13 protein-coding genes are annotated in these 21,789 nt (G+C 54.5%); all 13 read right to left on the reverse strand.

All coding sequences use genetic code 11. The annotated features are described in order from the left end of the window. Positions 1–14 precede the first annotated feature (14 nt). On the reverse strand, positions 15–1,526 hold the full coding sequence (locus GCU45_RS04700; protein WP_152398248.1) for a sugar ABC transporter ATP-binding protein: 1,512 nt from the start codon (positions 1,524–1,526) through the stop codon (positions 15–17). A 95-nt stretch (positions 1,527–1,621) separates the two neighbouring features. Continuing rightward, a complete protein-coding gene (locus tag GCU45_RS04705; RefSeq protein WP_145158577.1) occupies positions 1,622–2,671 on the reverse strand; it encodes a galactose ABC transporter substrate-binding protein in 1,050 nt (349 codons plus the stop codon). A gap of 274 nt (positions 2,672–2,945) precedes the next feature. After that, a complete protein-coding gene (locus tag GCU45_RS04710) occupies positions 2,946–3,926 on the reverse strand; it encodes a substrate-binding domain-containing protein (protein ID WP_244364440.1) in 981 nt (326 codons plus the stop codon). Beyond that, the gene (locus GCU45_RS04715; RefSeq protein ID WP_076171727.1) at positions 3,923–5,677 is read right to left on the reverse strand and encodes a sensor histidine kinase; all 1,755 of its coding nucleotides are present in this window, start codon (positions 5,675–5,677) and stop codon (positions 3,923–3,925) included. Before GCU45_RS04715 ends, GCU45_RS04710 begins: the two co-directional genes overlap by 4 nt. Positions 5,678–5,721: 44 nt before the next feature. Then, entirely contained in the window at positions 5,722–7,392 is a 1,671-nt protein-coding gene (locus GCU45_RS04720) for a response regulator (RefSeq protein WP_341874541.1), read from the reverse strand. Between the two features lie 248 nt (positions 7,393–7,640). After that, positions 7,641–8,102, reverse strand: a complete 462-nt coding sequence (locus GCU45_RS04725; protein ID WP_234489346.1) for a GNAT family N-acetyltransferase — start codon at positions 8,100–8,102, stop codon at positions 7,641–7,643. Further along, entirely contained in the window at positions 8,092–9,282 is a 1,191-nt protein-coding gene (purT, locus tag GCU45_RS04730; protein WP_152402798.1) for a formate-dependent phosphoribosylglycinamide formyltransferase, read from the reverse strand. The genes GCU45_RS04725 and purT overlap by 11 nt, the downstream gene beginning before the upstream one ends. 567 nt (positions 9,283–9,849) lie before the next feature. Beyond that, positions 9,850–11,724 carry an ABC transporter ATP-binding protein gene (locus GCU45_RS04735; protein WP_152398249.1) on the reverse strand — a complete coding sequence of 625 codons (1,875 nt, stop codon included), beginning with the start codon at positions 11,722–11,724 and terminating at the stop codon, positions 9,850–9,852. After that, positions 11,721–13,493, reverse strand: a complete 1,773-nt coding sequence (locus GCU45_RS04740) for an ABC transporter ATP-binding protein (protein ID WP_152398250.1) — start codon at positions 13,491–13,493, stop codon at positions 11,721–11,723. The genes GCU45_RS04735 and GCU45_RS04740 overlap by 4 nt, the downstream gene beginning before the upstream one ends. A 445-nt stretch (positions 13,494–13,938) precedes the next feature. Next, complete coding sequence (locus tag GCU45_RS04745) at positions 13,939–17,610, reverse strand: dynamin family protein (protein WP_152398251.1); 3,672 nt, start codon at positions 17,608–17,610, stop codon at positions 13,939–13,941. A 188-nt stretch (positions 17,611–17,798) separates the two neighbouring features. Then, positions 17,799–18,071 (reverse strand): NAD/NADP transhydrogenase alpha subunit, encoded by a 273-nt coding sequence (locus GCU45_RS04750; RefSeq protein WP_076170940.1) that lies wholly within the window; start codon positions 18,069–18,071, stop codon positions 17,799–17,801. Positions 18,072–18,103: 32 nt separating this feature from the next. Continuing rightward, positions 18,104–18,778, reverse strand: coding sequence for an endonuclease III (gene nth / locus GCU45_RS04755; RefSeq protein ID WP_076170938.1), 675 nt, complete (start codon positions 18,776–18,778; stop codon positions 18,104–18,106). A gap of 89 nt (positions 18,779–18,867) precedes the next feature. After that, a complete protein-coding gene (locus GCU45_RS04760; RefSeq protein WP_152398252.1) occupies positions 18,868–21,603 on the reverse strand; it encodes an S-layer homology domain-containing protein in 2,736 nt (911 codons plus the stop codon). Positions 21,604–21,789: the final 186 nt, after the last annotated feature.

The following is a 21,789-nucleotide window of genomic DNA, read 5'->3' on the forward strand; positions in this document are numbered from 1 at the left end:
TCCTTCGGCTTTCCCTAATGCTGGGCGGCCAGACGCATGATTTCTTCTTCTGTGGCGCTGCTTCCGTCCACGATGCCGGTCAGCCGTCCTTCAGACATCACCATAATCCGGTCCGACATACCGAGCAGCTCCGGCATTTCGGAGGAGATCATGATGATGCTTTTCCCCTGTTTCGCCAGGTCTTTGATGATCGTATAGATTTCAAACTTCGCTCCGACGTCGATCCCCCTTGTCGGCTCATCCAGCAGCAGAATTTCGGGTTCGGTCAAAAGCCATCTGGCCAGCAGCACCTTCTGCTGGTTGCCGCCAGACAAGTTCATGATCAGCGCCCGGGTGGTCGGCGTTTTGGTGCGCAGCTTCTCCACCATTTGATCGGCTTCCTGCTTTTTGCGTTTGCCGTCCAGCAGGAACAACGCTTTGCGGTATCTGCCCAAATTGGCGATTGCCGCGTTTTCGTGCACAGGCAGAACGGAGAAGATGCCGGTGACCCGCCGTTCTTCCGTCAGCAGTGCCATACCGAGCTTCTTCGCATCCTCCGGCGACTTGATCTTGACTGGCCTGCCGTTCAAGGAAATGGAGCCCGAGGCGATGTCCCTCAGCCCGAACAGCGCTTCGATCAGCTCGGTGCGCTGGGCGCCGACCAAGCCCCCGATGCCGAGAATTTCCCCTTTGCGCAGCTCAAAGGAAATGTCTTTAAACGATTTCGGTATGGGCGAAGTCACGCCATCAACCTTCAAAATCACTTCGCCAGGCACATTCTCTTTCTCCGGAAACCGGTGTGTCAGGTCCCGTCCGACCATCTTCGCGATAATCATCTCTGTGGTCAGCTCGCTGGCCGGCCACGTGCCGATTTTGCTGCCGTCGCGCATAATCGTGACATCGTCGGAAATTTGCAAAATTTCCTCCATTTTGTGCGAGATGTAGATGATGGCCACCCCGCGTTTCTTCAGGTCGCGGATGATGCGGAATAAATGCTCGACTTCCACACCGGTCAAGGACGACGTCGGTTCGTCCATGATGATGACCCGCGCATGAAAGGATACTGCCTTGGCGATTTCGATGGACTGGATTTTGGAGACCGACAGCTTGCCGACCATCACGTCCGGCTCAATATCAATGTCCAGCTGCTTGAACAGCTCCTTCGTGTCCCGGTACATTTTTTTATGGTCGATAAACCGGATGAATCCCGCGCCTTTTGTCGGAAAACGCCCAAGCCAAATATTTTCCATCACATTGCGAAAAGGCACCGGGTGCAGCTCCTGATGAATCATCGAAATCCCCAGGTTCAGCGCATCCTTGGAATTGTTGATCTGGACCTTATTGCCGTCCAGCAGAATATCGCCCGCGTCCGGCGAATAAATGCCGTACAGGCATTTCATTAAAGTGGACTTGCCGGCACCGTTCTCCCCCATCAGGGCATGAACCGTACCGGGCCTTACCTGCAGTGTAACCCCGTCCAGCGCCTTAACGCCGGGAAACTCTTTGCTGATCCGGTTCATTTCCAGTAAAAATTCACGCTCAGCCATAACTTCCGCTCCCTGCCCTCATCCAGAGGAAAGGACGGACCGCGCTTCTCGTCCGCCCTTTCCGGGGATGGTTAGTTTAAGTCCAGCCTGTCGGCTTACTTCGCATCGTCGATGTTGTCTTTGGTAATTTTTTTGTAAGGAATCCACACGTATTGATTATCCGTGATGTCGAATCCGACATTCTCCTTGGTCGGCGTTTCGCCCTTGGCCAGCAGCGTGGCCAGCGTCACGGAAGCTTTGCCCTGGTTGTTCGCATCGTTCAGCACCGTGCCGAGCAGCGTGCCGTCCTGCAGTGCTTGAAGCGCCGGCGCCGTGGCGTCCACGCCGACAACCGGCATCGTTTTCCCGCCCGTGAAGTAGCCTGCCGCTTTCAGCGCTTCGATCGCGCCAAGCGCCATGTCGTCGTTGTTCGCGAGAACGGCTTCGATTTTATCGCCATGCGAGCCGAGGAAAGCGGCCATCTTCTCCTGCCCTTTCACGCGGTCCCACATCGCCGTGTCTTCCGCCAGTTTTTCGACCTTGATGCCTGCGTCTTCGATCGCCTGGATCGAGTACTTGGTGCGCAGCTCCGCATCCTGGTGTCCGGGTTCTCCTTTGAGCATGACGTACTGCAGTACACCGTCCTTGTTTTTATCCGCTTCCGGATGGGCCTTCCAATAGTCCGCGATCAGTTCCCCGGACATCGTGCCGGATTCTTCAGCCTTGGCGCCGACGTAATACACTTTGTCCCATTTCTTCATGTCTTCGGGCAGCGGCTCACGGTTCAGGAAGACGACCGGGATGCTGGCCGTTTTGGCCTTGTCGATAATCACGCCGGCCGCCGTGCGGTCCACCGGGTTGATCAGCAGCGCATTGGTCTTTTTGGTGATGAACAGATCGACCTTGTCGTTTTGGGTCGGCTGGGAGTTCTGGCTGTCCACAATATCCACCTTTGCCTTGCCTTCCGCATTGGTTTTGATGGCATTACGTACACCCGTCATGAACGTATCGTCGAATTTATAAATGGCTACCCCGATCGACGGCTCCTTGCCGCTGTCCGCGCTGCCGCCCGAAGCCCCCGAGGATTTGTCGCCGGAGTTCGAGCAGCCGGCCATGACCGTACCCAGCAGCGCACCGGCTAGGATGACGGAAGTGATTTTTTTCATCGTTCACAGACCTCCTGATATTCTCTTTAACGAGCCTCTCGTATCTCTCTTGGATACGTTTACATTATGCTGTATCCGCGGGCAGATTCGAATATAAAATTCTCATGTGTTCTATAAAAATTCTCATGCCTTTGAAGCAGCATATTTGGAAAATATAGCATGATAAGGGGTAACCATCTTTCGGGGATGCTGCCAGCCTGCACTTGGGGAGAATGATGTAATGAACGCAAAAAAGTGCCGCTTAAGGAGGTGCGGCACTCGGTTCACCAATAGCTCAGCGGACAAACGGAAACAGCTGCTTCTGATTTTCCGGCCAGAGCATATTGTCGAGATCAATGATTTTGGACTTGGTATCGATGCGCTCAGGGACGTCCAGGCCCTCCATTGCTTCAACAGCGTGCTGCACAGCCAAATAACCGTTGTTAAACGGGTTCTGGATGACCGTAGCCTGCACAATCCCCTCCTGCAGCAGCTCCATCACTTTGGCCGGGCTGTCAAACGTGATCAGCTTCACGCGTCCTCCGGCCCCCAGCTTCTGTATCTCTTCTCCTGTGCCGATCGACGCCACTTCGTTAAGCGCAACAATCCCGTTTATATCGGGATGCTCGTTCAGCATTTTGCGGGTGAGTTCACGCGCCAGCTGCTCATTGGACTGGCAGTATTCCACGGCCACGACCTGAACCCCGGGAAACCGGGCGATATAATCCATAAAGCCCTCCTCGCGCTCGTCGCCGTTTTTGGAGCCCTGCACAAAATTCATCACGCCGATGCGGCTGTTCGTTCCGGTCAGGGCGACCATCCGCTCCGCCGCCTTCTGGCCCGCTTCATAGTTGTTCGTGCCCACGAACGTTTTGACCCGGGCCGATGCAACCTCGGAATCCATTGAGATGACCGGGATTTTGTAATAGGCCGCGCGGTCAGTCACCTGGGCCAGCTTCATATAGTCGCTCGCAGACAGAATGATGGCATCCGCCTTGTTTTGGATGGACTGATCCATCAGGCGAATTTGCCCGTCGATATCGCTTTCGTTATCAGGCGCCTTAAACGTCAGCTGAACGTTGAATTCTTTGGCCGCCACCTCGGCGCCCATTTTCACCGTGTTCCAGTAGTCGCCGTGATTCATCTTGACGATCATGTCGATCGTCCGCGGCTTGCCGGAGGCGCGGAGATTCGGAGGCGACGAGGAACAAGAGCCCATGAAGAGTAAGATTGCAAGCAGCAGCGCTACTCGGACGATTCCTTGGCTTAAGCTCATGATATCCCCCTCTCCAGTTCCTCCGCACGGTCCGATACCGCCGGCAGCGTGATCGTAACACTTGTTCCTTCTTCCAGTTCGCTCGCAAAATGCAGACCGTAAGGCTTGCCGTAGCACAGCCTTATGCGCTCGTTCACGTTCTTCACGCCGACACCCGATCCGCTGCCGCTGCGGTGGTTTCCGCTGAGAATCTGATCCATCACCTGCGGGGTCATGCCAAGCCCGTTATCCTTGACGGTCAAGACGAGCTGCTCTCCCTGAACCGCCGCCGAGATGGAGATCCAGCCTTCGTCCGGCATTTTTTCGATTCCATGATAAATGGCGTTCTCTACGATCGGCTGCAGGATCAGCTTCAGCGTCCTGCAGGAGCGTGCAGCTTCATCGCACTGAATCTCATAATTGAACTTATGCTTGTAGCGGATCTTCTGGATGATCAAATAATGGCGCACATGCTCCAGCTCTTCTTCCACGGTGATGATCGTGTTCCCTTTGCTCAGACTGATCCGGAAAAACTTGGACAGCGAAGTGATCGTCGTCACGACCTCTTCCTTTTTACCTTTTTCCGCCAGTCGGATCACCGAATTCAGCGTATTGTAGAGAAAATGGGGATTGATTTGCGACTGCAGCACATCCAGCTCGCTTTTCCGCTTCGCTTCCTGTTCGTGAATGATCTGGTCCATCAGCTGGCGGATGCGATGCAGCATAAAATTAAACCGCTTGGACAGCTGCACCACTTCATAAGCGCCGCTGACGTAGATCGGTGTGCTGAAATCCCCTTGTCCGACGCTTTGGACCGACCGCTCCAAGCGACGGAGCGGCTGGGATATTTTCGCCGAGATGAAGACAGCGAGGAGTACCACAGCCGTAATGACGACCACGAGAAACCAGAAAATAAACTGATTCAGGTCCTGCTTGGTCGTCACAATTTCGTCCGGAAAGGCAACCCCGACGATTTTCCAGCCGATGGGCTGTACCGTCCGGATTGTGATATACCGCGGCACGCCGGTCGATTTATCGATATAGCTGCCATAGGCATAGTCAAATACGGGCTCCAGATTTTCGTACTTCAAACCGGCATAGATCAGCTGCTGCTGCGGATGGTAGACGATGTTCCCAAGCTCGTCGATGATGTAAGCATAACCCTGCTTGCCAAGGCTCACTTTGCGGCTCAGCTCATCAATCGTCCGGAAGTTGACGTCAACGAGCAAAATTCCGCGCTTTACTTTTCCCTGGTCCCGATATTCGATCATGCGGCTTAACGATACGACCCACTTGTACTGGCCCTTGTATAAATTTTGGATGTGCGGCGGGGAAAAAGACAGCTTCTGCGGCACCTCCCGTGCCGACTCGTACCAGCTCTGTTCGGTAAGCTTGGTGTTCCGGCGCATTTCGGCATTCGGAATGTCCAGCACCAGCCGGCCTTCGGGCGTAAACAGCGCTACGGATACAAGGTCTTCCCGTGTATGAAGCAGTGTGGTCAGCTGCTCACGGAGTACCCCGCTGCTGACGTCAGCCGTTTGATCAATCTGCTGCTCGACGACGGCATAAATGTCCTGCATTCCTTTGACATACAGCTCCAAGTGGTAATTGACCTGCTCGATGATTTGCTGAATATTGAGGTAGGCATTCTCCTCCGCCGTCTTGGAAAATTTGTTGTACAACATGATGCTGACCAGGATGACGACGAGCACCGTCATACCGGCAAAGGTTGCGGTGATGATCGTCTGAATGCTCCGCAGTCGGAAGGACATGGGCAGCCGGGGAGCACGGGGCTTCAGGCGACGATGCGGAATCTTCAAGCCGATTCGCCCCCTCCGTGGCCGCTGCGGTATTCTTTCGGCGTAATGCCGTACTTCTTGCGGAAGCAGAAGCTGAAGTAGTTCGGATCCGCGAACCCAAGCGTTTCGGCGATTTCGAACGCTTTCAGCGACGTCGATCGCAGCATCTCCTTGGCGGCTTCCATGCGTACATGCAGCAAGTAGGCTACGAAGGTCATCTTCATTTCCTTTTTAAAAATGCTGCTGAAATACCCGGTGCTGATGTGCAGATACCGGCATACTTTGTTGATGGAAATGTCGCTTTCCCGGTAATGCTCATGAATATACGCTTTGGCATCCTCTACAAGCTGGTTATATCCGGACTGCCTTCCCTGCGCGATCGTTATCATCAGCCGTGAGGATACCCGGTGTATCCACTCCCGAAGCTCCTGTAAATTGTTGTAATGATACATGTCGGCGAACGGCAGCGATCCTCGGCCAAACACCTCTTCGAGCTCGATGCCGAACTCCTTCGCCACCCGGATGACGGCGGTCAACATGCCGATGATATACACCTGGCAGTCCTGAACGCTGACTTTGGACGACTCCAGGCCGTCAAACATCCGCCTTACCGTCTCCTCCAGCTCTTCCGCCGTGCCTACGCGGATGCTCCGGACGAGCTCCTGCTCCTTCAGGCTGTCGAATACGAGCGGATCCGCCTTCCGCTGTTCCACATCATCGATCCAGATGACCCGGTTGTTGCCGAGAATAGGACGATAGTCCAGCGCCTGCGACGCTTCCGCGTAAGAATCGAACACATCGCCCAACGAGCGGTATACGGAGCCGGCCCCTGCCGTCACCGTCAGCTTCAAATATTTGTTCACGTTCAGACGGATTTCCTCCAGCAGCTCCAGCGTCCGCTGCGCCGCCGCGCTCTCATCCGCATCGGGCAGCACCGACAGGAGAACGCAGTCGTTATGGTGAATAAACGCCTTGAACCCTTGCCGCAATTGGCAAATCTCTGCCGCCACGTTGTACACGGCAAACAGCAGCAGGTACCGGTCCTCCGAGTATTTTAGCGACATCGCTGATGCCGGATCATCCGCTTCCTCCCGAACATCCCGTTCTCTCTGCACTGGATCGGGACGAATGATCGAAGCCATAAAGGTTTGTCCTTCCAGGCTGATCCCGTAACTGGCTCCTTTCTCGATGTATTCCTCAGGCGTAAGCCTTCGGGTCACCAGTGAAGACAAAAAAAGCTCCCTGAGTACAGGTATGCTTTTCCGGTAATGCTCCATTAGCAGCTGGACGTTTTCCTTCTCAGCCCGCTCGGCATCCATATGCGTCTTCACCTTCAGCAGCACATCCACGAGCTCCTGGGAAGAAAACGGCTTGAGCACATATTCGTCAATCTGCAGCTTAATCGCTTTTTGGGCATACTCAAACTCATCGTATCCGGTCAAAATAATGATTTTGGTGGACGGGGCATGCTCCCGGATCCACGCGGCCAGCTCCAAGCCGTTCATAAAGGGCATTTGGATGTCGGTCACGACGATGTCCGGCATCTCCTTTTCCATCCATTCCAGCGCTTCGCGGCCGTTTTCGGCTATACCCGTCACCTGAAAGCCGTGAAGCTCCCAGCTGATTTCCTCGACCAACCCATCCCGGACGTCTTCTTCGTCTTCCACAAGCAGCAGTTTATACATCATTCATCCCTCGGCTGTTCCAAATTTGTACTCACACTTGTCAGAACATGATCAATCGGCTCCTCTGGCCGCAGACTACATTGGTTTTGTCGAAAAATGTAACCGCTTTCTAAATATCACTCACGTATTGTATATCAATTCATATGTATTGTAAATATTGAACATTATTGTAGAATACTCCGGTACTTAAGGATACAGGAAATAGAAAAAAGCCCTCCTCAACAGGGGGGCCGGTATGATGGATATCGGTATTATTTCAGCTTTCTGATGAAGCGGTAGCCGACTTTATCAAAACCGATATGTTCATAAAAGGCATGGGCCGGGGCACGTTCCACACGGTTGCCGCTCGTCAAAAACAGAACCTGGCTGCCGTGGGCTCTTCCCCATTCTTCGCTGCTGCGGATCAGGCGTTTGCCGATCCCTTGGCCGCGGTGCTTCTCGGATACGATCAAAGCGGATACCTGAGTCGCCGTCTCGCCTGTGGCATAGGAGTGAACCTGATTCAACGCCACCATGCCGACAACTTCTCCGTCCAGCTCTGCCACCATCGTGCACAGTTTCGGATTGTCTTCCGAGGCTTCCATCCGTTCGCGCATAACGTTGATCGTCGTTGGATAGTTGAGCTCGCGCATTAACGCCGTTACAGACTCCAGATCGCAATTGCAATTTGATTTACGGATTTGCAAAGTAGGAGCCGACAAATTACTGTTCATGATCATATTCCTCCACTTTTAAAAGACTGGCGGCTTGCTTAGCCGTGTTCCGTGCTTTCTGAATATCCGGGTCAGTGCTTAACGCTACCGCCATCCTCCGGCCGATCTTCGTTTCAGGCTTGCCGAAAATCCGAACCTGTGTCCGGGGAAGGCTTAGTGCTTCCTCTACACCGCTGACGGCAAAATTCGTACTTGCATTCACCGCTTTCAAAGTTGCCGAAGCTCCCGGTGTCAGCAGTTCAACCGACGGAACCGGAAGTCCGAGAATCGCTCTGACATGCAGGGCGAACTCCGATAAATCCTGCGTCACCATGGTCACCATGCCGGTGTCATGCGGACGCGGGGATACTTCACTGAATATGATGCCTTGCTTTGTAACAAACAGCTCCACTCCGAAAATGCCATATCCCCCGAGCTCGTCTGTAATGGCTTTGGCAATGGACTCTGCCTCCCGCAGCTGCTCTTCACTAATGACATGAGGCTGCCAGGATTCAACATAATCCCCGTCCTTTTGAATATGTCCAATCGGCGGGCAAAAGGTGGTTCCGCTCACAGAGCGGACCGTCAAGAGCGTAATTTCGCTCTCAAACGTAACAAATGCTTCAACGATCACGCGGGTGCTCTTCGCTCGTCCGCCTTCCAGGGCTGCATTCCAGCATTCTTCCGCATCTTCTGGCGCACGGCAAACGCTCTGCCCTTTACCGGATGAGCTCATGATCGGCTTAACCACGCAGGGCGTGCCAAGCACGGCTACCGCTTCTTGCAGCTCCTCCAGGCTGTCGGCGAATCGATAATCCGCCGTAGGAAGTCCGAGATCTTCCGCAGCCAGGCGGCGAATCCCTTCGCGGTCCATCGTCAGCCGGGCGGCGCGAGCCGTCGGAATGACGCGGTACCCTTCCTCTTCCAGCTCAAGGAGAGCCTGTGTAGCTATAGCTTCAATTTCCGGGACGATGATGTCCGGATGTTCCTGATGAATAATCCGCTTCAGCGATTCGGGATCGAGCATATCAATGACATGGCTTCGATGGGCCACCTGCATCGCAGGGGCGTGTTCATATCGGTCCACGGCAATGGTTTCTACGCCCAAACGCTGAGCCTCGAGAACTACTTCTTTTCCCAATTCACCGCTGCCTAGAAGCAGCAGTTTTGTAGCATGTGCAGAAAAAGGAGCACCCCACACCACTTCCCAATTCCCCCCTACTAATGTATACCACAAATGTATACCTCTCTATCATTTTCGGGGTTCCGAAGGAAGAATGCAAGAGTGCTCCGACATTTTCCTGCAAAATTCACAATCTCTCCTTATTTGAATGGCGATCATTGGAGAAGCTTGCTTGATTTTACAATTTTGGTTGTTTGTTAATTGGCTGTAAAAGCACCGTTAACTTCCGGCGACTGGGGATAAGAAATATATCCAACGATGTACCTACGGAAGACCATCCATCCTTAGCGGAAGTTTATCTTTCGGCCAGAATATTTAAGCTCGGCTGAAAGCCTATATAAGTTATAAAAATGAATGATGTTGGTAGCAAGTACGTAAAATGTCCCTACGATCTCTCTTGTTTTCGGATTTCTTGATTTGATGGAACCCACGTGAGGCAGAAATCCGAAAGCCAAAGCTTATGTTCCGATGTTAGCTTTCCTTTGGAAAGCTCTTAAGACCGCTTCGCTTCTTCAGAATCATTTTACTCCCTTGCTGGCATCGTATTCTTTAGGTCAGCTTATATATATCTAAGTTCTATCATCCTCAGACAAACCGGAACTGCGCTTCGATCAGGCCATGGTACGTTCCCTGCTTCTGCATCAGTTCCTGGTGGTTACCTTCCTCCTTGATCTCGCCGTGATCCAATACGACGATTTTGTCCGCATGGCGGATTGTCGACAACCGGTGCGCGACGATAAAGGAAGTCCGTCCTTTCAGGAGCACCTTCAGCGCTTCCTGAATTTTCAGCTCGGTCTCCGTATCGATGCTGGCCGTCGCTTCATCAAGAATGAGAATCCGCGGATCGGCCAGAAGCGCCCGGGCGAAGGACAGCAGCTGCCGCTGCCCCATGGAGAGCATGTTCCCGCGCTCCTCGACCTCCGTATCGTAACCGTTCGGCAGCTTCATAATAAATTCATGGGCGTCGACGGCCTTGGCTACTTCCTCGATCTCCTCGTCGGTCGCGTCCAGCCGGCCAAAGCGAATGTTATCGCGGATCGTTCCCGAGAAAATGAACGTGTCCTGAAGCACGATTCCGATTTGGCTGCGGAGCGTATCCAGCTTCACGTCCCGGATGTCCAGATCGTCAATCGTGATTTTGCCCCCTGTTATATCATAGAACCGGCTGAGCAAATTAATGATTGTACTTTTTCCTGAACCGGTATGCCCGACAAGGGCGATCGTTTGACCAGCCTTGACGTCGAGGTTGATACCCTTGAGTGCCGGCCGGCCCTTCTCGTATTCGAACACGACGTTCTCCAGCTTGATGTCGCCGTGAATTTTCGGCATCGGCCGGGCATTCGGCTTGTCGTCGATATGCGGCTTCTCATCGATAAATTCGAAGATCCGCTCCGAGGAAGCCATCGCCACCAGCAGCTGATTATACATTTGGCCGAGTCGGTTGATCGGCTCCCAGAAGTTGCCGACATAGCTGGAGAAGGCGACCAGGAGACCAACGGTCAGCTGGCCCTCCTGTATCAGATAAGCCCCGAACCAGAACAGGATCAAGGTGCCGATGCCCCCTGTGATTTCGATCAGCGGGCCGAACCCTTGGTTCAGCGTGGACGCGCGGTCCCACGACTTTTTGCTGTCCATGTTCATTTTGTCAAAAAACTTGATGTTCTCCTGCTCCTGCGTGTAAGCCTGCGTAACACGGATCCCCTGGATCGATTCGTTCAAATGCGAGTTGATCCGGGAGTTCTTCATGCGCACTTCCTGCCAGGCGCGGCGGATCTTGACCCGCAGCTTCGTGGATATGAAAAACATGATCGGGACGGTCAGAACAACCGCAAGCCCGAGCTTCCAGTTGATCAGCATCAAAATGACCACAATCCCGACCAGCTGGACACAGTCAATCATCAGGTTGACGACACCGCTCGTGAACAGCTCCTGCAGGGAGTTGACGTCGTTCGTGATACGCACAAGCACGGAACCTGCCGGCCGCTTGTCAAAGAAGTTGAAGGACAGCTTCTGGATGTGCTGGAACAAATGCGAACGCAGGTCGTAGATGACGCGCTGTCCGATAATGTTGGTCAGGCGGATCCGGTACGTACTCGCGATCCACTGAATAATGTAAAGAACAAGTGCCGCCGCCGTAAGTAGGTACAAGAGCGTCAGGCTCGTATTACCGTCTTTCGGCGCGATCGCCTTGTCGATTGCCTGACTGGTCAGGAACGGAACGGTCAGTTTCGTGATCGTCCCGAGGACCATCATCAGCAGGACGAGCGGCAGCATTTGCTTGGCATAAGGCTTCATATAAGCGAACAGCCGGGTCAGCTGGGACCAGTTAAACGGCTTTTCGATGACTTCGTCATCCTGATACACAAAGCGTTCGCCGGTTACACCTGGCGTCTTCCCCTTCGGGTTGTTCTTATTTGCGGCTCCCGGCCGCTGTTTATTCGTTTCCGCTGCGGGATTCATGAGCTCACCTGCTCTCCTGCATTCCCATTCATCCGGGCAATGTGGTCTGCATATTGAATATGGTATACATCCTGGTAAGGGCCAGGCACCGTGATTAAATCTTCATGCTTGCCGCGCTGCACGATTTTGCCCTCGTTCAGTACGAGAATCTCGTCGGCATGCCGCAGGGAAGAGATCCGGTGGGCGATGATGAACGTCGTCCGTCCCTTCATCACTTCCTGGAAGCCCGACTGGATTTCGTGCTCGGTTTCCATGTCGACAGCGCTCGTCGCGTCATCGAGGATGAGGATCTTCGGATTCTTCAGCAGCGCGCGCGCAATCGCGATCCGCTGCTTCTGCCCTCCGGAGAGGCCCATGCCCCGTTCGCCGACCACCGTATCGTAACCGTCCGGCATTTCCATAATGAAATCGTGGGCTTTGGCCAGCTTGGCGGCCCGGATGATCTCGTCCATCGTTACGTCCTTCAGGCCGTAGGCGATGTTATTACGGATGCTGGACGAGAATAGGAACGTCTCCTGGAACACCGACGCGATTTGGCTGCGCAGGCTCCGGACTTGAATGTCATTGATGTTCTTGCCGTCCAGTTTGATGCTGCCGCTGTTGACGTTATACGCATGCATCAGCAGCTGGATGATCGTCGATTTCCCTGAGCCGGTTCCTCCGAGCAGGCCGATGACCGATCCTGGAGGCGCATCCAAATTAATGTCCTGGATAGCGGCCAGCTTATTGCCATAAGCAAAGGTAACATGTTCAAAAGTGACATGCCCTTTCACTTCGTCGGAAGACAGAGCGACGGCATTGTCTTTATCCTTGACGTCAATCGGCTGGTTCAGGAGCTCGAGCACCCGCTCTCCCGAAGCTTCCGACTGCGTGTAGTTGTTGATGAGATAACCGATATTCCACATCGGTCCGATAATGTACCAGATCAAGCTGAAGAAGGCAACAAGCTCGCCCAGCGACAGCGATTGGTGAATGACCAGCGTGCCTCCGACACCGAGGAGCAGCACGACGCAGATGGACGCGAGAAGCTCCATGACCGGAAAGTAGCGGCTCCACAAACCCGAAGCGAAGATCTGGTTGTTTTTGTAGCGTTCGTTACGCACGGAAAACTTGTCGACTTCGTGAGGCTCACGCGCAAATGATTTGACCGTACGAACACCTGTAATGTTCTCTTGTACCGAAGTCGTCAGCGCACTCAGCGCCAGGCGCATTTCCTGGAACGCCGGGTGGATCTTGCCTTCGAACTTCAGGGCGACAAACACCAGGAACGGGATGCTGATCATGGTAGCGAGCGTCAGCTGCCAGCTGATCGACAGCATCATGACCGCCCCGAACACAACCATCAGGATCGTGTTCAAAATTTGCGGGATGCCGAAGGCGATAAATTGCCGGATCGCTTCGAGATCCCCGGTCAGACGGGACATCAGGTCGCCGGTTCTGGCCGTGTCGTAATAGCGGAAAGACAAAACTTGCAGCTTCTCATAGCAGCCGTTACGCAAACGGTATGCCAGATAGTTCCCTAGTCTTCCGCCGAGCATGCCGCTTAAAAACTGCATTACGGCTTTGAGGGTGACGACACCGATGACGGTGAGCGCCAGAGCGGGAACGAGCTCAAAATGCTGCGGAACGATCGCTTCGTCGATCAGCTTCCGGAGCAAATTCGGGGTAACAAGCCCCAGCGCAGTAGCTATGGCGAGGCAGAGTATAGATAAATAAAGAAAACTGCGCTTCGCCCAAAAAAAGCCCTGCATTTGCCTGAGAACATTCATGGTTCTCCTCCTTCGAGTCATGTGAATGCTTGAAAATCATTCGCGTAAGTTGTGAACATTTATGAAGTTTAACACCGTCTCTCAGAGGCGGCAAAGAGGATAACAGCGCATATTTTCGCCGCTTTGTCAATGGTTCGGCATTAACTGGATATAATCCGGGTTTACTTATCAAATCATGCCAAATCCTCTCAATCTCTGCGCTTCCCGATAAAAAGCCGGGTGGTGCTGTAAAAGCGCTTCCTGACTTGGGGGAAAGCTTCCATTTTTCGGTGTCCGAAACGGTCTTCGTGAGGTTAGCGTTAGAGTCAGTACCTAGACTTGCCACCCCTACATATTGTAAATAAAAAAGCCCCTGAAACAGGGGCCTCGGCATTGAAATTACCGGCTTAGCCGGTGATGGAGTATTTACACGAATCGGTGTCTCGCTCCGTGAGCGTGCGTTTTCCTAAGATGTCATTCGCTGTTCAATATGAAGCAGTTCCGCTGCGAGGGTATCCCACGTCTCCGGCCGTTCGCCCTGTTCCAGCGAGGCGGTCAGCGCATCGACCGTTTCCTTCAGCTGCTCCTGCAGGGCGCCGGCCTGCCTATGCTGGGCATCCCCCATCCGCTGCGCGTAAAAATCAGTCAGCAGCCCTTCCTGAGCGGATACTTCGCGGCTCAGCGCTTCCTTGATCTGTTCTTCTACAGCCGCACGCATTTTTTCACGTCCCCCGCCTTCAAAGAAAGCCTTCGGCGATTTAAAATAACCCCAGGCCGCGTTCCAGTCGACGATGCCTTCCAGCTGAACTTCCTTAAGCACCGGCGTTTCCCACTCCTTTTCCTCCGGCGGATTCAGAACCAAACCGGCATCCAGTGCGGATATATCCTCTGTCGTCTGTACGGCGGCCGCATGCACGATTTGTTTGCCTTTGTTCTCCAATCGAAGCGTCGTGGCCAGCAGCTCCTGTTCCAGCTCACGGACGAGCGTCCGTTCCAGCTCGCGTCCGCACCCGGCAAACACCCGCTTCAGCTGACCCGCATCCTCACGCAGAACGGAAGGATGAAACGTTTCGTTAAAAAAGTCTCCCATTCCGAAACCGATCCGCTGTCTGACGTGGAACAAGAGCTCTTTCGTTTCCTGTGCAATCAGGTTCCCCTGCTGCATTGAGGCAAACTGCCCGACAAGCCCCTTAGCCTGCTCGGCTGTCCGGACCAGCTCCTGCTTGCGCCGCTGCCTGCTGCCTGCATCCTGCCGGGACAGACGCGCCCATTCCTCCGCCCTTTTCCGTGCAGCCGACACGTCGGATGCGGCGGCTTGGAGGGACAGCTTGGGCAGCTCTTCCCCGGCGAAGACTCCGAGCGCATCCTCAAATGCGCCGAGTCCCGATTGCGCCAGCATGGCTTCATCTCCGCCCAGCTTCGCCTCGAGCGCAGTCATGCTGGAGAGGGCGTAAATATGCGGCAGCCGGATGCCCCGGGCTTTCAGGTTGCCGTCCACATGCTTGACGACCTGCTCCAGCTCTTCCTGGGAAGCAGCCAGATCGGCCGCGTTGACGATGAAAAACATTTTATCGAGGGCAAAGCTGTCCTTCACCCGGCCGAGCTGGGTCAGGAACTGCCTGTCACCCTTGGAAAACGCGTGATTATAATACGTTACAAAAACGATGGCGTCCGCCTGCTTCATATATTGGAACGTCACGCCGGTATGACGGGCGTGCAGTGAGTCAGCCCCCGGCGTATCCACGAGGACGATTCCCTGCTCCGTAAGCGGAGAGCTGTAATACAGATCAATCCAGTCGACAAAGCAAGATTTGGTCTCATCGGCTACAAAAGAGCGGTACTCCGTCATATCAACGGTCTGAACGCTGCCCAGCAGCGGTTTCGCCAGTTCCCAGCCCGCGGCGGCCGCCTTGAGAAATCCGTAATGTGGCAGGCCGGCCGGATGAACACCTTCCGGCTTCATGGAGCGTACCGCCTCAAGCCAGCCGTCGCCTTCCGGCTTGCTGAGCTGGAGGATCGAGAAGGAATAAATCAAATCGTCCTGGAAGGCCTCGGCCGACTTCATTTGCACCCTGGCCGTCCCGTGCGCATACTCGCCTTCAGGCGCCAGGATGCGGTTGATCGCCGCTGTCGTCGGATGCGGCGAGACGGGCAGCACGCTGTCGCCGAGCAGAGCGTTGGCGAACGAAGACTTGCCGGCACTGAACGCGCCGAACAGTGCCATCGTGAACGAGCCGCCGGCCAGCGCCTCGGCTCGGCCCTCCAGCCCCCGCGCGGCGGAAGCCAGCGCGGGATGGCGCCCCAGCAGCGCAGCCGCTTCGCGCAGCTGCGCCGCTGCCGCGTCAAGCCGCTGGCGGCGGCCCTTGGCCGCGCCGCCCTGCGGCCCCGCCCCGCCATGCGGGGCGGGCTTCACAGCGGGCGCCGCCACAGGCGCGCCCGCGTCTTCCCCAGCCGGCTGCGCAGCCGGCCGGGTTGGGGCGCTCACCCGCGGCAGAGTGCCGGGGGTGAGCGCCTGCTGCGGCGGCAGCAGGCGCTCCGCCGCTTCCGTGCGAGCCGCGATGGACGCTGCCAGCTCCGTGTAGCGGGCCATCGCGGCGGACTGCTCCTGCAGCGCGGCCAGCTCCTGCTGTGCGCGCTGCTTGGCGGGCGCGGCGGATGCCTCGACATCCGCCAGCATCTCTTCCGCCGCGTCCAGCACAGCGCGGCGGTACAGCGCCTTGATTTCTGCCGACAGCTTGCGGCAGTAATTCAGCAGGTATTCGCCGGACAGCACTGCTCCCGGCTCCACCGTGCCCTCCAGCAGTTCAGGCCCGATGACCGGCATCCGATCAGCAAGCTGCTTATCGCGTTCCTCGTTCCAAATCCGGTGGGACTGTCCCCAGCGGCGCAGCAGCTCCTGAAGATGCCACCCGATCTGGGAGGCGCACTGCTCCCGCAGCGATGACAGAAAGCCTTCCAAGCGCTCCTGCTTCTCCTGCTCCGTCTTCGCCCCGGAGAACAAAAAGCCCTTCTTGAAGCCCGGCTTGCGGCTTTCGAGAAACAGCTGCGCCCGATCCCGAAGATCGGCCGGTGTCAGGTTGGCATTCTCGAGCAGTCCTTCCGCCTCACGGCGGACCGCTTCCCGCTCCAGCTGCCGGATATTCGCAAACCGTTCGATCTCCTCCCTGAGGGCGCCCATCTCCCGTTCCAGCTCCGCCGCCTTCTCGGCGCCTCCCATCTCCTGCAGCAGCTGCTCCATGTCCTCCTGCAGCGAATCGGCGAACTGCGCCGTATGCTGCTCGGCGATATGACGCGCGGAACAGTCGATGCTGTAAGACAATAGCGGTCCCCGCTGGGCGATCAACTCCTGCACCAGTCCATCCAGCTGAGCCCGCTGGTTATACGGATGCTCCGGATTCTTCAGCGAGATAAACAGCAAATTCTCGTAATGCACCTGCCACCGCTTGAAAGCCGCCTCCACTTCCTGGCGGTAGGTATCAAAGGACAGCTCCCGCTCCCGGTGCTTATCGATTTGGTTGACGATCAGGTACAGCGGTTTGCCCCAATCCGACAGGCTCTTGGCAAACACCAAATTGTTTTCGGACTGGACATGGTTATAGTCCATCACATATAGAACGACATCCGCCAAATGAAGCGCGGAGTGGGTCGCTTTTTGATGGCCGTCGTCCGTCGAATCCACCCCGGGTGTATCCATGATTACGCCGTGCTTCCCAAGCAGGGGAACATCATCCCACACTTCCACCGATGAATAGTCACCACCGTTGGTGCAGTACTCGTATAGTTCCTTTAGCGAGACTTGAAGCGGGTCCGCGGTCTCTCTCGGGGCTTCATCCCCTGCGCCTGCGGCCGGATAGATCAGGGCGCGCGGCTCGCCATTGCGGATGGAGACGACGTTGGCGCTGGTCGGCACCGGACCGGATGGAAGCACCTTTCGTCCGCATAAGGAATTGATCAGGCTGGATTTTCCCGCCGAGAAATGGCCGCAAAAGGCGATGGTCATTTCCCCGGCGTCTGCTTTATGTATTAAATCGTCGATGAGACTCGCCGATCTCGCATCGCCCCAAGCGGCAAGCTGCTTTTTCAGAGGCTGCAGCGCAATAGATCCTTGACTAGCTGTAGTTTGAACAGTGAACGACATGCTGACTACTCTCCCTTGTGTCAATTGACCGAATGAGGCGGCTCATGACGCTTTTTGCCGGAAAACCCATTCAAATAGTTTTATTTTAACATTCCACCGATGGGTTGGAAATCATTTTGCCGGACAAAAAAAATAAAACCGAATACCATTCGGTTTTATCCTGGGCCTTACGCTGCATATACAGGCCGTTAAATCGACGCGCTTTCCAGTTCCGGAATCAAAATTTCAAAGACTTTGCCGTGCTGCAAAATTGTCAAGCCACGGGACTTGTCCTTCATGACAACGACTTCAGGCTTAACGGACATCCGGTCCAGGTAATGCTCAGGCACGTCGCCCGAATGGCTCACCGTGATTCCTTCGACTTCCTTCTCTTCGTTTTCACTCAGTTTGCTTTCCACAACCGCGTCAAAAATATCGGAAAACATTTCAAAATTGTCTGTGTACACCGAAATGCATTTCATCTAAATCCCATCCTTCTCCATCTTTGTTCTTCCTATCCTGTATGTTCCTTATCTTTTCTGATTTGGGACGTCTTCATACGTTTTTTTCCTTCACGGCACACATCGAGCAGCGGACATACCTGACATTTCGGATTCTGTGCCTTGCAGTGATACCGGCCGAAGAAGATGAGCCTGTGGTGCGTGATCGTCCACTCATCCTTGGGCACCCGCTTCATCAGCTTTTTCTCCACTTCGAGCACCGAGTCCTTCCAGCCCGCCAGAGCAAGCCGCTTGGATACCCGCTCGACGTGCGTATCCACCGCAATCGCCGGAACGTCAAATGCATTCGACACCACCACATTGGCCGTCTTGCGTCCTACGCCGGGAAGCTGTACCAGCTTGTCATGCTCTCGTGGAACCTCTCCGCCGTACTGTTCGATCAGAATGCGGCACAAGTTGTGGATGTGCTTTGCTTTGTTCCGGTACAGGCCGATCCGGCGGATATCCTGTTCGAGCTCCTCCAAGGGAACCGAAACATAATCCTCAGGCGTTTTATACTTTTGAAAAAGATCCTTGGTTACCTTGTTTACCGTTTCGTCCGTACACTGGGCGGACAACAGAACCGCGATCGTCAGCTCGAACGCATTGCTGTGGTTTAATTCACAATGCGCGTCAGGGAACATCGCTCCGATCGTGTCCAAAATATAGCGAACGGTTTCAGCCTTCATGCGAAGTACCTCCTGCAAAAAAAAACGTCTTGACGCGGGTAAGAACCCCGCATCAAGACGGTGTATCTTATGACCATTCCCAAAGCATACTATTGTTTCTGTATTTCTACAATCGTTCCATTGTTTAAATACAATACAATAGTATCATTTTCTTTCAGGGATTGCACGGTCAATATCGTGTCACCTTGGTGAATATATGCGCCAGGCGAAAGCGTGTATAGGTTGGCATCATTGACATTTTGCCGTTTCACATATATTTCCTTCGCATAACTGTCATATTTCCAGTAGGTTTGGGTCGTTACGTTCAGCACCTTGACCACGGCATTGCCGCTTTCGTCCTTGCGGACCTCAACACGGTTGCCCGCAGCCAGGTTCCCCAGGCTCAGAGCGCTGCCGGCGTCATTGACGATTATCGACCCGGTTCCCAGCTTGAACGTTTCCGTCGTCCCGGCATAATCCTTCACCGTAATGCTTGGCGATGCCGCAGAAGAATCCACCGCCGTGATTTGGCCCGTCGTCAGCTTCACGATTTGTGCGGCAGCCGCGTTTGTTCCGTTAAACGTCACGTTGAGGATCTGCCCGGCACGAATATCCGCCAGCTCCACCGCCTGTCCGTTATCTCCTGTCAGTGCGGCTTTGTCCAGATAGAACTGGCTCGTCACGCCATCCTTCTTCACCGTAATTCGGCTGCTGGTATAGTTCATGTCCACGACTTCAAATTGAACCGTCGATTTCAATAGAATGGACGAAATGGAATCCTGCGTCGCATTCAGCACGAGGGCAACATCACTGCCGATCTTCACGTCGGACAGCGAGGCGTTGCTCTTGCCGTATGCCTGTACAGCCGGATTACTGTATGGCAGCACGAGTGTTTCCCCGCCAGGAGTTACCACAGTCATCTTTTTGGCAGCCGTATCGATCGCGGTTACCTTGCCGTCGTACTGGTAGATGACCTCAAGCGACAGCGCACGGTTCGTCAGATAGCTGACGTTCACTTTACGGCCGGTAGTCAGCAGCGATTCGATGCCGGACAGCGTCGGATTGGCCGTGTTGTACACCAGCTTGGTTTTATCGTCGAGCGTCACAACGAACGGTTTTTTGTTCGCGTCCATCAGCGTGAGCAGCTTCGTCTTCGGTTCATAGGATACGACCGAGGCTCCGCGTTTTTGCTCCATCTGGCGGTTCAGCACTTCGATTTTGGTTACCTGTTCGTCAGGATTCAGCGTAATTTGCACCTGGTCGCCAGCGGTGGAATCCGCGATCAGATCGCTAAGAAGCGGTGCGCTGATGCCGCTGATGACGATTTCCGGCTTGCTGGCAAGAAGCTTCACTTCAAGTGCTCCGCCATCCCGCTTGTAGGTGATGGTCGAGCCGTTTGCACCAACCTCATACAAGGATCCGCGGATCGTACGCTCCACTCCCTGTTTTAATTCAATGGATTGAATCATGTTGTTCTTGATCGTGTAATTAATGGTCGAACCCGCTTTCAGTTCGGACGGAGACAGAATCTCATTCTGGTAACTGAAGAACGAGTTGGCATCCCAAGTGTAGCTCTCGAGATTGCCCGCGTCATTTTTGATGACGAGCGACTTGGTGGCCGTATCGATGCTCTGCAGCGTTCCGGTGCCCGTCTTGTTCACGATCCCCGATTTCACTTGAACGATGACCGTTTTCTTGGCGGAGCTGAACGTTTCACGAGATACCGATACCTTGCTGCCGACCGCGATGGCGGAAGGATCGATCTTCGCACCGTTCTGATCCAGGAACGTCGTGCCCGCATCATATGTAAACTGCTGGAACGTGCTGTTCGTTTCGATCCAGAGAATGTTCCCCGGAGACAGCTTCTGGAACGTTCCTTCCGTGCTTTCCAGCTGAACAGTTGGATCCGTCACTTCCACATACCCTGCCTTCGATCCGCTGCCGATGACCATCACTTTGGTGTACGGCTTCAGTTCCGTAAAGGCAATCTTCGTTTCCGAATCGCTTTTAAAATATCCGGTTGACGCATCAAGGGCGTAGCTCTTCACACTGCCGTCTACATACAAATCAAGCTTATTATCGCTCAGCCCGGTAATGATGCCTTCTGCGGAGTTGTCGTACTTAATGTTGTTGTAGGCTTCGGCCCGGCTGAAAAAGGTCGCCAGCTGGGCACGCGTAACCGAACCTTGCGGATCAAAGCGGTTACCATCCACACCGTTCGTCAAGCCCAGCTCCAACGCAACGTTCACAAAGCCGCGTTTTGAAGCGGAAATTTTGCCGTTATCGGCAAACGTCGTGGCCTTCGAGGCTGCGGCAGAAGCTTGGCTTTCCTTGCCCAGAGCGCGGACCAGCACTTCGGTGATCCACTCCCGGCTCGCCTTCCGCTCGCCCCAGGTTCCCTTTTGACCGGTGGCCGCGCTTTCGGACGCCTTGTTCAGCATGCTTTGCTGGAAAGCGAGTGCAACGTATGGCTTGAAATAATTATTTACGACGACATTCTCCGGCAGCGCAACGGCCGTGTCTGTGCTCAGCTTGTTCTGAAGCCCGGCAAAACGGATTGCCATCGTAACGGCTTCCTGCTGGGTCACATAATCGTTTGGACGGAACAGCCCTTTATCGCCGAGAATGATGCCTTGGGCAGCAAGCTTGTATATATGCTTCTCAGCCCAGAATCCGCTCTTGACGTCACTGAACTGGCCGACAGAAGCTGCTGTTACGCTTGCTCCGGTCGTCGCCGGGGTATCCGCGAATACGGCTGTGCCCGAGCTTAATGCCATCATACCGACCAGGACGGCGGAGACGACTTTTTTAGAAGGTAAGGAATGATTGCTGCGTTTCTGAACCATGATAGTGCCCCTCTCTGAAATAAATAGAAAGAACTAAAGCGGAGGCGCCCGTTCCCCGGGAATCATAGCTCCCACAAAGGATACGCGACGCTCCAACTTTAGTTCGTTACTATCAGCCATGCTCTAGCTGTATATAATTCGACATCCAGGAGCCGAGCTCCTGCTATATTTCCTGAATTTCCCCAA

The sequence above is a fragment of the Paenibacillus cellulositrophicus genome (genome assembly GCF_009363095.1).
In the GTDB taxonomy this organism is placed as follows: Bacteria; Bacillota; Bacilli; order Paenibacillales; family Paenibacillaceae; genus Paenibacillus_AQ; species Paenibacillus_AQ favisporus.